This window comes from Leptospira johnsonii, from assembly GCF_003112675.1.
Lineage (GTDB): Bacteria > Spirochaetota > Leptospiria > Leptospirales > Leptospiraceae > Leptospira_B > Leptospira_B johnsonii.
In genome coordinates this window covers 86592-98403 of the sequence record NZ_BFAY01000012.1, presented here as the reverse complement: position 1 = coordinate 98403, position 11812 = coordinate 86592, and the positions used below count along the sequence as shown (strand labels likewise).

Sequence of the window (11812 nt, the reverse complement as noted above, 5' to 3'; positions counted from 1 at the left end):
AAAAACCTTTATTTAGGTCCGATCTTCTCCCATAAAAATTCAGGGACCGATCTCATCAGAACTCCGACCATTGCCCAAGGAAACCAAGGAACAGTAGCGGATCGAACTCCCGATTCTATCCTATCGTAAATTTTTTTAGCGCCCTTTTCTGCGGAAACAAGAAAAGGTCGGGATTTCAACTTTTGATTGATCGGAGTATCGATAAAACCCGGATGAATGACTGTGACCTTCACTCCGAACGGTCGAACTTCTCCCCTAAGCGCTTCTAAATAAGTAGAAACTGCTGCCTTAGAAGTAGAATAACTTGCCGAACCAGGAAGACCTCTAAACGAAGCAACGGAAGAAATTCCTACGATCTGTCCTTTTTTCTGTTCTCTAAAGATCGGTTGCAAAGCGGAGATACCGGCCATGAGTCCTATCAAATTTGTATCGATTACTGCCTTATCTGCTTCGAAACTTTTTTGACCGAAAGAAGAGTTGGTAGAAATTCCTGCGTTCGCAATGAATAGATCTACTCCGCCAAGTTCCTTAGCAAGTTTAGGAAGAACTTTAAAATTATCTCCGGACTCGGAAACATCCAAGGAAGCCAAGATCACCTTGCCTCCCTTTTTGAAGGAGCGGATCTCTTTTGCAATATCCTCTAAAACTTTCTTACGTCTAGAAGTGATTGCCAGATCGTGGCCTTCCTTTCCGTATAAAAGAGCAAGCTCTCTACCGATACCGGAGCTAGCTCCTGTGATAATAATTTTTTTCTTATTAGGACCTTTAGACATAGATGAAACCGCCAAGTAATTCATTAAATTGGTTTACCCCTAGGTGGGAAAAGAATTATTTTACCAGTATTCCATAACAAACCGGAAAGCTAGGAGTTCCTACTCGGAGCCTCGAGCCCATAACCCCGAACCAAAATGCGAAATCTACAAGAAGAACTAAAAGAAAAAGAAGAGGAAATCCAAAAACTCAAGGAACTGTTGGAGCTCTACGAAAGAGTTTCCAAGCTGGGAGAAGTAGAATTACTCGCAGCGGAACAGACCCTTAACGCCCACGAAACCACAGCGAATCTCGCTAGAAACGAACTCATAGAAATGAGAGACCGGTTCAAGGGCTTGGGTCAGGTCAATTCCGAAAGAAAAACCGCAATCTTAGAGATCGTAAACGATAAGGAAGCGCCACTTCCTAGCCTCGCGAATAAATTCGAAGAGATGGGAAAGAAGGACGATTATTTTTACTCCGACTTTTTCAGAATAATTGCAAATCTGGATCTGCCCGAATCCGAAGCAAGATCCCTCTGGAAAGAGATCTATTCCCATGCAGAAGGTTTAAGCAAACAACTGGGTAGAAGTATGAACTTCGTAGTCGCACTTCTAGATTATATTTATTTAAAGAATCGATTGATAGAAAACCCGAAGATCGTGGATATCTACTCATTCGAAGAGATCATCCTAAACGCAGTCATAGACGAAGGAACAGGGATCTACAATAGAAGGTACTTCAACCTTGTCCTAAACAAAGAGGTCACCAGAAGTAAAAGGTATAAAAGAAATTTCTGCTTATTCCTATTCGATCTGGACAATTTTAAGAAGATCAACGATACCAAAGGACATTCTTTCGGGGACGATATCTTAAAACTGGTGGCCGGAACACTGATGTATGCATTCAGGACGGAGGACATCAGTTGTAGAGTGGGTGGAGAAGAATTTGCGGTTATTCTTCCCGAAACCACCAAAGAAAACGCAAAAGTAGCGATCGAAAGATTCAGGACTTATTTAAGAAATTCCTCCAAGAACGATTTCGGGATAGAGGTTACAGTATCCGGCGGGGTCGCAGAATACCCTGGAGACGCAGATGAAAGCAACAGATTGTACTCGTTCTCGGACGCAAAACTATATGAGGCAAAAGCCGCGGGAAAAGACCGCATTACGTATGTCTGATCATGGCTCGCCTATCTGATATTCGATTTCTTTTGTAGTAATTTCGTTCAGCTTGGAGATCAAAAGTTCGTTTGTATTCGCCAAACGGTCTGCCAAAATTCTCACCATCTTAGCGGCAAATTCCGGATTAGCGAGTAGATATCTTTCTAATTGTTGTTTGGATTCTACCGCAACCATTTCGGTATCCATCACCGCTCTTGCAGTTGCAGTTCTTGGCTTAGCTCTGAACAAAGCCATCTCACCGAAAAAATCGCCCTTCTTCATCAAAGCCAAACGAGTGGCCGAGTTTTTATGAGTAAAAAATATTTCAACTGTCCCGGAGATTATGATATACATCGAGTTGTTCAACTCGCCTTCTCTGAAAATAATTTGGCCGGCCTGGATATTAATTTTATTCATGAATTCCTAACTTTTCGATTTAGACCGAGACATCTGAAAATCCGGTCCGTCTTATCTGACTTCGAAATTTTCCATTTCCTAACTGGAGATCCCAAGTTCCGACATCCCCTAGGATATATCATCGGGTTAAAAAAGACAATCTTTGAGCCAATTCCGGAGTGAAGGAACTCCCCTCCCCTATCATCCTGTTGATATCAGACGTTCGTAAAATTATGTCTCATCAGGACATTCCGTTCTTAAATCTAGGGTCCTGGACCACACCGGACTCACGGATCTCAGATAAAGAATTCGCATAAGCAACCAGGATCTTCAAAGCGAATACACTTCTTTCTCTGATAAAACTATCTTCCGGAGATACAGGTTCTCCTCCATTGATCAGATGTTCCACGTCCCTAAAGATCAAATGTTCCGGGATATAACAGATCTTTGTATTTTTATAACTGCTCGCCCTCATCTCGTTGATCGGAAAGGCCCCACCTCGACCCGAAGAAACAGAAGCAAGAAGCCCAGGCTTATGACCCAGCTGAACAAGACCGGCATGAAGGAAGAAATTTTTAATAGCGGGACTCGCCATACCTCCGTACTCGGGAGTGATGAAAACAAAACCTTCCGAACTCTTTAAATTTTCGTCGATAGGTTTCCAAAGGCCTGTCCAGACCTTATCGTCGCCTGTCTGAGTAGAATCGTAAATGGGAAGAGGATTTTTTCCCAGGTCTAATGTCCAAGTATCCACGGACATTTCTTTTAATTTAGAATTTAAAAATTCGCCTACTTTAGAGGATTGAGATTCTTTTTGTTGGGAGCCAACGATGATTCCGATTTTCATTCTATTCCTTTATTAGAAACCCGAGCGCGGATATAAAAATCCGCCCGAACGGTCTTATGGGAACAAGATCAAGAGCCTAGAGTTTTCTCCAACGAGAAAAAAATCGTATTAGCTCAATCCGTATTTTTTCTTCAGGTTAGAAAGTTCCCTTAAGAAAGATTCTCTATTCTTAACGCTCAAATGTTTAAGATCCAGGGTAACCCTTTCTCCTGGCTTGCGGGGTGAAATCGTTTCACCCCCCCGTCCTTCTTTCTTTTTCAGAAGGGTTTCCAGATTTTTGACAGAAAGGTCGCTCCCACTTTTTAACAACTCAGAAACGGATTTTTGATCCAGTCTTGCTATAGAGCTTAACTGTTTCACATATCTTTCGGTATAACCTAGGATCTTACCTACTTCTTCAGCGGTTTTTTTTCTTTCCTTTCTTAAGAATTGGATAGCACGACCTACTTCCCAAGGATTTAGACTTTTACGTTTTTCATTCTCCGCTAAAGCCATCTCATAACATCTGTCCTCGGAAGCTTCCGTTTCCACCACCGGAATGGATTTCCACCCTATGACCTTAGCAGCTTGGAATCTTCTTTCCCCTGCAACTATTTGAAACTTCTTACCTAACTTGCGGACAACAATAGGTTCTATCAGTCCCAAACGTTTCATGGATTCCACAAGATCGCTTACGTCTTCTTTTCCAAAAACCCTAGGCTGCTCGGGATTAGTAATAATATCCGAAAGAAGAATTTCTTTTTTGAGGGACTCATCCCCGCCGAAAGCTGTTAATAAATCCAGCCCTGCAAAATCAGCTCTTTTTGCCATTCGCTCTCCTCATCACTTCTTCCGCTAGGGTAGAAAACATCTGCATTGCCTTAGGATCATATTCGGATAAAAGTTTACGTTTTGCTTGGGACTGAGGAATCGCCTCTCTTCTATACACCACGGAATCAAACACCGGGAAATATTTCCGAACAGTTTCCGCAAGACCAGAGAGCGCCCTAGAATCTTCGTACTGATTTAGTACCGCACCCAAAAGCCCAAGACCTGGATTAGCTTTTTTACGTATCTTCTCAATTGTACCATGAAGATCTTTCAGACCCTGCACACTAAATGCACGAGTCTGGATCGGAACCAGAACAAGATCCGCGGCGATCAAAGCGTTCTCCAAGATCAAACCAAGAGAAGGAGGACAATCTATAATAATATATTCGTAAGAAGAACGAATTGGCAATAAAGCTTCTTTCAAAAGATCGAAATCATCTCTCTCATACGGGGTTGTAAAATTCGCCAAATGAATAGAAGAAGGAACCAGATCCAAACCGGGAGCAAGATTTACGATAATTTCGGAAATATCTACCTTAGATTCTTCCTTATAACCCAAACTATGAAAGACCGATTTATCGGTCTGGCCAACATACAACTGAGTGATATTCGCCTGAGCGTCCCAATCTAATAGCAGAACTTTTTTACCGGACTTCGCTAATGCCTCTGCCAGACAGATGGAAACCGTGGTTTTACCTTCTCCACCTTTTTGATTGGAAACCGCAATGATCACGGATTCGTAGGAGTGTTTTACTTTTTTGGAGAAGTACTTATCCAAAACTTCGGTCTTGTACTTGCCCTTATTGTCTTTGGGCAAGGACCATTTTTCCGCCTTCTCCAGAAACTCATCTTCCGAACTTAATACGTATTCGGAGAGGACTTCTTCCACACTTAAAACTTTGGCTTTCACTTCAGACCTTGACCCTGATAATAGATCAGCGTCCAGACCGGATTTGTCAAGAAAACCTATGTCTCATTTAGGTTTAAGAGCGAAAAAACCGAATTGAAACGATAGGGGAGGGGAAAATGCTTAGGTCGCTTCTCGGAAAAGGAATTCACTGGGGATGAAATCATTTCACCCCTATTCTAGGATGAAATGAAAATTCAAATTCGAATTATAACCGCACTATTCTGCCTATTTGCCACTGCCGGGTTAGCTGCACAGGAGCCAGAATCTCCCAAAGAGATAAGATCTGAAACAAAACTCCCAGGAAACGCGACTTCCCAAACTAAATTCCAAGCCATTCTATCCGAATTAATGAGCAGAAGTTCCATCACGGGGATCTTTGGAGAGAATGGAGGCCAACATATTTTCGAATCAGGCACAAAGTTTCCGAATCTTTCCGGACTAAAAGCAGGATCCAGGATCACCTATAATAGGGAATTCGAATACGGAGGGATCGGTTTAAAACATTGGTGGGAAACCTGGGAGATCAATCTGGAGTACAGGACCACTTTCAAGAACCAAAGAACCGGAGAGGGCAGGGACGAAGACTTTTTTTTAGGAACTGTGAGCAGGGAAAAGGGAACCAAGATCGATTTTGCGAACGCAAGTTTTTACGATACACCTTATACGTTCACTGGGACCCAAAACTTTGCAGACGGCAGAGGAAAACTTAAAATGAAAGACGATAGGATCGGATTCCTTGCAAGAAAATATTTCGGAAGCGCAAATCCTGATCCAAGAAAACCTGGCTCCAGTCTCTACCTCACCGGCGGCGCTTATTATACATATTATAAATATTACCTATACGATGTGATGCAATGGATCGCAACATCGCCTGTGACCTACGGTCCGATCGGGATTGGGCTAAGTTATTCTATCTCAACTTGGGAGATCCCTTTCGGATTCGGTTATAGATATTCCAACGGAACTTTGATGTTAGAGGCAGGTCTTTCCGGAAACGTTTGGTATTCTCATTTTAGAGATTACCATTACCAGAGAAATTTAAATTTTATAGGAGATTCCTCCGGCTTCGGACTGGAAACGAATTTAGGCGCAGGTTACATTCTTCCCTCTTGGTTATTTTTCTTAAAATTAACGGAGCATAGATTATACGGAGAAGGAAGTTTTCAAACCCAAGGAGGCCTGAGTAATGAGGACATTATTTCCAATTATTCAGGAAGTTACAGGAATTATCTAAGCACAAAACAGTACTCAGTCGAATTACAGGTTAGCCACTTTTTATGAAAAACAAACTTCTTTTGATCAACTTGGGCGGGCCCAGAAACTCAGGAGAAATCCCGAAATTTCTGAAAGACCTATTTGAAGATCCATTAGTTTTCGATCTTCCGCTCCCTGAATTTCTAAGGATCAGACTCGCTCGGAAAATCGCAGAGACAAGAGCCAAAAAAGTAGAAGAAACTTACGCATCCATGGGATTCGGAGGAGGCTCCCCTCTCGTCTCCGAAACTGAAAAACAAGCAGAAGGATTAAAAAAACTTTTAGAAGAGTCCGGAGAAAAATGGGAAGTCAAGACAGCAATGTGCTGCGGCTATCCGGATATCAGAGAACTTCCTTCAGAATGGACAGATCCTAAAGAAGGAGTGGTGCTTCTGCCCTTATTCCCTCATTTTTCCAGATCAACAGTTCTTTCCACAGCAATGCTCGTGGAAAAACAATTAGGATACTGCCCAGCCTCTAATCCACTTTGGGTTAGGCCATTCTCCGACAGAAGAGAATATTTGGAATCCATCCGAGATTTGATCCTAGATTTTTTCCAAGGTAATCTTTCCGAAAAAGATTTTTTACATATAAAACAAGAAAAGATCCAAGACTGGCAAAACCTAGATATAGTATTCAGCGCACATGGAATCCCGCTTCGCCTAATAAAAAAAGGTGACGTGTATACAAGAGAGATCGAAGAGAATGTTAAAGCTCTCACTTCTCTTTTAAGAGAAAAAGGTTACCAAGGACAAATACATCTATCCTACCAGAGTAGGGTAGGGCCGAGCAAGTGGACCACTCCCAATACTTTAGATAAGATCCAAGAGTTAGGAGAAAAACGGACCAAAAGGATCGCAGTTTACCCGATCAGCTTTATCAGCGACCACCTGGAAACATTAGAAGAGATAGGAGTCCAGATCAGGGACCACGCTCACCAAAACGGAATTTTAGAGTATTATAGAATTCCAGCTCCAGGTACTTATCCAGCATTCTTGGAAGCGTTGGCAAAATTCGTATTCGAGGCTAAACATTTAGCGCGAAAAGGCGGACACTTGAGCTGTATTTGCAAGGTTTCAGGCGGATGGGATCCTAAGAAGGAAAAGATAACTTGCGATTGTGTGTAATATGGATCCATCGGTCAGTCGGTCAATTCAGGATTTGATATTACCGGCCTGTAGTAGTTCCAACATAACTGTAGTAAAGGATCTAAATTTTTCACTGCTATGTCCAATTTTTCAAAACTCAATTGATCTAGAGATGAAAACTTAGTTCCATAGGAGAGAAATATGGACGAATACTTAATCTTAATGCGACTGGATCTGATCACTAAAGAGGCTCAACCTTCTCCGGAACAAATGCAAATATATATGAAAATGTACCAGGACTGGGTGGGTGGCATTGCCGCTCAAAACAAATTTGTAGGCGGCACAGGATTATCCACGGAAGGAAAGGTCATCAAATCCGGACAAATTATCACAGACGGACCCTTCGCAGAAACAAAAGAATCCATAGCAGGTTTTATCACGATCAAGGCTAAAAATTTTGAAGAGGCCGCCACTATCGCAAAAGAATGTCCCATCTTAAGAGGGGAGGGGAATAGCGTAGAAGTGAGAAAAATCGTAGGCACGGACAATACACGTTAGCCGACACACTAAACGACCAAGTTTTATGCAAAGTTCGGAGATATTGCCTCACCTATTCAGGAATGAATACACTAAAATTGTCTCCGTTCTTTGCAAGCATATAGGTTTCGAAAGACTTGAGATTGCAGAAGAGATCGCAAGTGAGACATTCTTAACTGCAACGGAAACCTGGGGGATCAAAGGAAATCCACAAAATCCCACCGCCTGGCTTTATTCTGTGGCAAAGAATAAAGCCAAAAATTATCTGCAAAGGAATTCGATCTTTCAAAACAAGATCCTTCCCGAATTGACTAAAGCACAATCGGAGCCTTTAGAGTCAGAGATAGATCTTTCTCCGGAAAATATATACGATAGCCAACTTAGGATGATGTTCGCAGTCTGCCATCCTTCTATTTCTTCAGAAGCGCAAGTTGGACTTTCTCTTAGGATATTATGCGGATTCGGGATTGAGGAGATCGCGGATGCATTCTTAACTAATAAAGAAACAATCAACAAGCGGCTATTTAGGGCGAAAGAAAAATTAAGAGAAGAAAAGACCCTAATCCAACTCCCTGAGCCGGAAGAAATAGAAGATCGATTGGATTCAGTACTTTCTACGATCTATCTATTATTTAACGAAGGGTATTATTCTATCAGCCAAAATAAAACCTTACGCAAGGATCTTTGTTTAGAAGCAATCCGTCTGTGCAGCATGCTTGTAGAAAATAAGATCACCGATAAACCTCAAGTATATGCACTTCTTTCGTTGATGTGTTTTCATACGTCCAGATTCGAAGCAAGACAAGATGATAATGGAGAACAGATCCTATACCAAGACCAGGATAAGAATCTTTGGAATTACGATCTGATCGCCAAGGGAGAAATTTTTCTAAACAAAGCAGCTAATGGGACCAAGCTCACAAAATATCATTTGGAAGCAGGAATTGCTTATTGGCATACGCAAAAGGAAGATACGAAAGAAAAATGGGAAAATATTTTGCAGTTATACAATCGTCTACTGCAGTTACAATATTCTCCTATTGCGGCTCTGAATCGAACATACGCTCTTTCTAAAGCAAATGGAAAAGAAGAGGCAATCTTAGAAGCTGAAAAATTAGACCTGAAGGAGAATCATTTTTATTTTGCTCTTTTAGGAGAATTGTATTCTGATATAGATAATACAAAGTCGTTAGAAAATTTTCGTAAAGCTCTCTCACTTGCAAAAACATCTCACGATAAGACAAGTATCCAGAAAAAGATCGATCAATATCCTAAGTAAACACCATGCTTAATACCAAGAATACGAAACATATTAGCGTTACTATCCCAGTTGCCCAAAAGACAGCGTATGAATATCTTTCCGAACCTAAAAATTTTCCGGAATGGGCCTCCGGTTTATGCAAATCCATTTCTCCTTTAGGAAACGGAGAATGGTCCATAGATTCTCCTATGGGCAAACTTACAGCAAAATTTACGGACAAAAACCCATACGGGATCCTGGATCATTACGTGATCTTTAGCCCTGAAAATATTTCCTATAATCCTCTTAGGATCATAGAGAACGGGGAGGGGAGTGAACTCATCTTTACACTTTTCCAAACGGAAGGAATGACTCCCGAAAAATTCGAAGAGGATTCCAACTGGATCAAAAAAGATCTAGAGGAACTTAAAGGAATTTTAATAAATAAATTCGCCCGCTAATCAGACCGAAAGGTCAGGATAATAAAGGGAGAAAGCCCGCCCTAAAATGGATTTTAAACCTATTCCACTCCTAAAATTCCCTTCTACTCTGATCTCGGGAGGAAGGACTCTGTCTAAGTCACGATTGAAAGCATAAAGTTGGGGCCCATAAACCGGAAGAGCATCTTTCCAAACAGTCACATAGTGATTCAATGGAATCCCGCTTTCAGAGAATAATTTTTTGCGATCTGCTTCCACCACAGAGATGATCTCCTCTTCCGTTCTGGAGGAAATTTCTCTATCGCCTGCACCACCCATGATAAAAGTTTCCGAATGGATCCCGTCGGAGGTCCTACCGGGAAATATAAAATCGTTAAATAAGATCCCTCTGGATCTGATCCCCAATTCGGAAGAAAAACTTTTATGATCTTTAGGGAATAATATCCCAAACCCTCTTTTTCCATTTAGGATGGAATCTTTCCCGAAACGGGTAACACTCACGATCGGTAACGTGTCCAACATTCCTTGGTAGGATTTGAATTCTTTATATTCGGATTTTAAAAGTTTCAAGGCAGTCGCTAAATTTGTCGCGATCGTGATCTTGGATTTAGGATAAGTCGCTCTCAATTCTTTTAAGCTAGTAATATCCTGATTGTATTTGATTTTTCCTTGAGAAGATACTCTTGCTTCCAGGGCCCCAAGTAAAGTACCGAGGCCTCCTCTAAAACTTACGGTCCCTCTTCTGCCCGGGAGAAGTTTCGGCTTTCCTTTTCTGGAATTTCGAAGATGTAGAATGTTTTTCCAAAGAGGAGCCTGTTCCGGAAGAAATTTTCCGAGCACAAGTTCAGCAGACATTGCATCCAGATCACCGGCATATATGCCGCCTAACGCAGGCTCTAATACTTTACTAAGCGCCTTTTCCCCTAATACTCTTTTGCCCCATTGGTAAATGGATTCACCCGGGAGAGGTTGGGCAGGAACGGTCAATATAGAGAATGCGAGAGATATTATTTCGAAAACAGAAAGAGGCATTCTTTTCATCTTTCCGTCGGAAAATATATAACGTTTTTTAGATGCAGTACTGGAGAGTAAAATGTCCAATCCCAAACGGGAAGCCAGGCTTTCCAGTTCCCAACAATTCAGGATTCCATTGGCCGCAGTCTCTACGATTCCGTATTCCGTTCGGACAGAACGGATCAATCCCCCCGAACTTTCCTTTTTTTCAAGTACTAATACGGACTCACCTTTCTCTAAGGAAAGGAATGCATGCAGAAGGCCGGTAAACCCTGCACCGATTACTATATGATCAGGAACCCATTTCGCCACGGATACAAAGTAATGGGATGGAAACTATTGGCAATAAAATCCTAGATTTTCCTTCAAAAGGAAGAAAAGTTTTTATCAAGATCAGAACTCGAATCGGTAACCCATAGTATATTTGGTTTCCATTCCGGAGAAGGTCCCATTGCTGGAAAATCCACTTCCCGCACCAACGCTGGAAGGCAATGCGGATAATACCATTCCCTTGCTTTGGCCGTCTGAAAACTGGACTACTGATTTGATAGAATTTGCGAATACATAGGAATCGATAAGGTTTAGGATGTAAATCCCGCCTAACACGTACAAGGCGCCCTGGTATTCTCTAAAATTTTTGTCGGCTTCTTCTCTCTTTAGCTGAACTTGACTGGATTGATTCGCTAAATACGCATCTAGCGGTGATAAAGACGGGGTAACCGCCGCTTGGGCCTGACCAAGTGCAGCAAGCGTTAGACTTTCTCTAGTGTATGGATTTCCCAGGTCTCCGTATTCTCTTACCGAAGTTCTATAGACCCTGAACTTATCGTAGGCCACAAATGCGGCCGCGGCAAATAGGGTAGGGTAAAGAAGGGACTGAAACTTTCTGTCCGTATAATATTGTCCCCAGCCAGGTACGACTGCGGATCTCATGAGTGCGTTTAGAGGACGTTTTGCTTCTTGTTTACGAAGTTCTTCCTGGCGGCGAGCTTCTTCGTCGGCTGCTGCTTGTTTTTTTAAGTCTTCTTCTTTTTGTTTTTCTTCTTCTAAATGTCTTTGGGCAGCTTCTTTATCTTCTTGTTCTTTTTTGTCCGAGGCGAGTTTGTCTTCTTCCTCTTTACGGATCTTCTCCTCTTCGTCGTCGTTCACATCTTGGAAAAGTATTTTCAGGATCAGGTCTTTATCTACTTTACGTTTTCCTGATTCTGTTTGAAGAAGGACTGAATGTTGATTTTGGGTGATGATATCACCTTTTACTTTTCCACCTTCCCTCAATAGAACGGTGACAGGGAAGATCCCCATAGGAGCAAAAACGATCAATAAGATCGGGATAATTTTTCTTAAATGTATAAATGACATTTCA

The 11812-nt window shown here is 41.8% G+C and carries 13 protein-coding genes; 6 read left to right on the top strand and 7 right to left on the bottom strand.

Annotated features, from left to right (window positions below; all coding sequences use genetic code 11):
* Nucleotides 1–8: 8 nt before the first annotated feature.
* Nucleotides 9–773 carry an SDR family NAD(P)-dependent oxidoreductase gene (locus LPTSP_RS17620; RefSeq protein ID WP_167396471.1) on the bottom strand — a complete coding sequence of 255 codons (765 nt, stop codon included), beginning with the start codon at nt 771–773 and terminating at the stop codon, nt 9–11.
* A gap of 135 nt (nt 774–908) precedes the next feature.
* Here LPTSP_RS17620 and LPTSP_RS17615 point away from each other — a divergent pair, with 135 nt between their 5' ends.
* Nucleotides 909–1931: a GGDEF domain-containing protein gene (locus LPTSP_RS17615; protein WP_108930056.1), complete on the top strand. Its 1023-nt coding sequence runs from the start codon at nt 909–911 to the stop codon at nt 1929–1931.
* On the opposite strand, the gene LPTSP_RS17610 is transcribed toward LPTSP_RS17615, so the two are convergent.
* The 4 genes from LPTSP_RS17610 to LPTSP_RS17595 form a co-directional block, all read right to left on the bottom strand.
* On the bottom strand, nt 1932–2330 hold the full coding sequence (locus LPTSP_RS17610; RefSeq protein WP_108930055.1) for a cyclic nucleotide-binding domain-containing protein: 399 nt from the start codon (nt 2328–2330) through the stop codon (nt 1932–1934).
* Between the two features lie 220 nt (nt 2331–2550).
* Complete coding sequence (locus tag LPTSP_RS17605; RefSeq protein WP_108930054.1) at nt 2551–3156, bottom strand: NADPH-dependent FMN reductase; 606 nt, start codon at nt 3154–3156, stop codon at nt 2551–2553.
* A gap of 108 nt (nt 3157–3264) precedes the next feature.
* Nucleotides 3265–3966 (bottom strand): ParB/RepB/Spo0J family partition protein, encoded by a 702-nt coding sequence (locus tag LPTSP_RS17600; RefSeq protein ID WP_108930053.1) that lies wholly within the window; start codon nt 3964–3966, stop codon nt 3265–3267.
* Nucleotides 3950–4876: a ParA family protein gene (locus tag LPTSP_RS17595; protein ID WP_108930052.1), complete on the bottom strand. Its 927-nt coding sequence runs from the start codon at nt 4874–4876 to the stop codon at nt 3950–3952. Before LPTSP_RS17595 ends, LPTSP_RS17600 begins: the two co-directional genes overlap by 17 nt.
* A 186-nt stretch (nt 4877–5062) precedes the next feature.
* Here LPTSP_RS17595 and LPTSP_RS17590 point away from each other — a divergent pair, with 186 nt between their 5' ends.
* The 5 genes from LPTSP_RS17590 to LPTSP_RS17570 all read left to right on the top strand — a co-directional run bounded on the left by LPTSP_RS17590 (nt 5063) and on the right by LPTSP_RS17570 (nt 9456).
* The gene (locus LPTSP_RS17590; RefSeq protein WP_108930051.1) at nt 5063–6157 is read left to right on the top strand and encodes a putative porin; all 1095 of its coding nucleotides are present in this window, start codon (nt 5063–5065) and stop codon (nt 6155–6157) included.
* Nucleotides 6154–7257 (top strand): ferrochelatase, encoded by a 1104-nt coding sequence (hemH, locus tag LPTSP_RS17585; RefSeq protein ID WP_108930050.1) that lies wholly within the window; start codon nt 6154–6156, stop codon nt 7255–7257. Before LPTSP_RS17590 ends, hemH begins: the two co-directional genes overlap by 4 nt.
* Before the next feature lie 162 nt (nt 7258–7419).
* Nucleotides 7420–7776: a YciI family protein gene (locus LPTSP_RS17580; RefSeq protein WP_108930049.1), complete on the top strand. Its 357-nt coding sequence runs from the start codon at nt 7420–7422 to the stop codon at nt 7774–7776.
* Between the two features lie 25 nt (nt 7777–7801).
* Nucleotides 7802–9034: an RNA polymerase sigma factor gene (locus LPTSP_RS17575; RefSeq protein ID WP_108930048.1), complete on the top strand. Its 1233-nt coding sequence runs from the start codon at nt 7802–7804 to the stop codon at nt 9032–9034.
* Between the two features lie 5 nt (nt 9035–9039).
* Complete coding sequence (locus LPTSP_RS17570; protein WP_108930047.1) at nt 9040–9456, top strand: SRPBCC family protein; 417 nt, start codon at nt 9040–9042, stop codon at nt 9454–9456.
* Here LPTSP_RS17570 and hemG read toward each other — a convergent pair whose 3' ends face one another.
* Nucleotides 9457–10761 carry a protoporphyrinogen oxidase gene (hemG, locus tag LPTSP_RS17565; RefSeq protein WP_108930046.1) on the bottom strand — a complete coding sequence of 435 codons (1305 nt, stop codon included), beginning with the start codon at nt 10759–10761 and terminating at the stop codon, nt 9457–9459.
* Nucleotides 10762–10842: 81 nt separating this feature from the next.
* Nucleotides 10843–11808, bottom strand: coding sequence for an LA_0442/LA_0875 N-terminal domain-containing protein (locus LPTSP_RS17560; RefSeq protein ID WP_108930045.1), 966 nt, complete (start codon nt 11806–11808; stop codon nt 10843–10845).
* Nucleotides 11809–11812: the final 4 nt, after the last annotated feature.

Excerpts from the sequence above, each read along its gene's own strand:
- LPTSP_RS17620 (WP_167396471.1), bottom strand. The coding sequence starts at position 773 with ATGTCTAAAGGTCCTAATAAGAAAAAAATTATTATCACAGGAGCTAGC.
- LPTSP_RS17615 (WP_108930056.1), top strand. The coding sequence starts at position 909 with ATGCGAAATCTACAAGAAGAACTAAAAGAAAAAGAAGAGGAAATCCAA.
- LPTSP_RS17610 (WP_108930055.1), bottom strand. The coding sequence starts at position 2,330 with ATGAATAAAATTAATATCCAGGCCGGCCAAATTATTTTCAGAGAAGGC.
- LPTSP_RS17605 (WP_108930054.1), bottom strand. The coding sequence starts at position 3,156 with ATGAAAATCGGAATCATCGTTGGCTCCCAACAAAAAGAATCTCAATCC.
- LPTSP_RS17600 (WP_108930053.1), bottom strand. The coding sequence starts at position 3,966 with ATGGCAAAAAGAGCTGATTTTGCAGGGCTGGATTTATTAACAGCTTTC.
- LPTSP_RS17590 (WP_108930051.1), top strand. The coding sequence starts at position 5,063 with ATGAAAATTCAAATTCGAATTATAACCGCACTATTCTGCCTATTTGCC.
- hemH (WP_108930050.1), top strand. The coding sequence starts at position 6,154 with ATGAAAAACAAACTTCTTTTGATCAACTTGGGCGGGCCCAGAAACTCA.
- LPTSP_RS17580 (WP_108930049.1), top strand. The coding sequence starts at position 7,420 with ATGGACGAATACTTAATCTTAATGCGACTGGATCTGATCACTAAAGAG.
- LPTSP_RS17575 (WP_108930048.1), top strand. The coding sequence starts at position 7,802 with ATGCAAAGTTCGGAGATATTGCCTCACCTATTCAGGAATGAATACACT.
- LPTSP_RS17570 (WP_108930047.1), top strand. The coding sequence starts at position 9,040 with ATGCTTAATACCAAGAATACGAAACATATTAGCGTTACTATCCCAGTT.
- LPTSP_RS17560 (WP_108930045.1), bottom strand. The coding sequence starts at position 11,808 with ATGTCATTTATACATTTAAGAAAAATTATCCCGATCTTATTGATCGTT.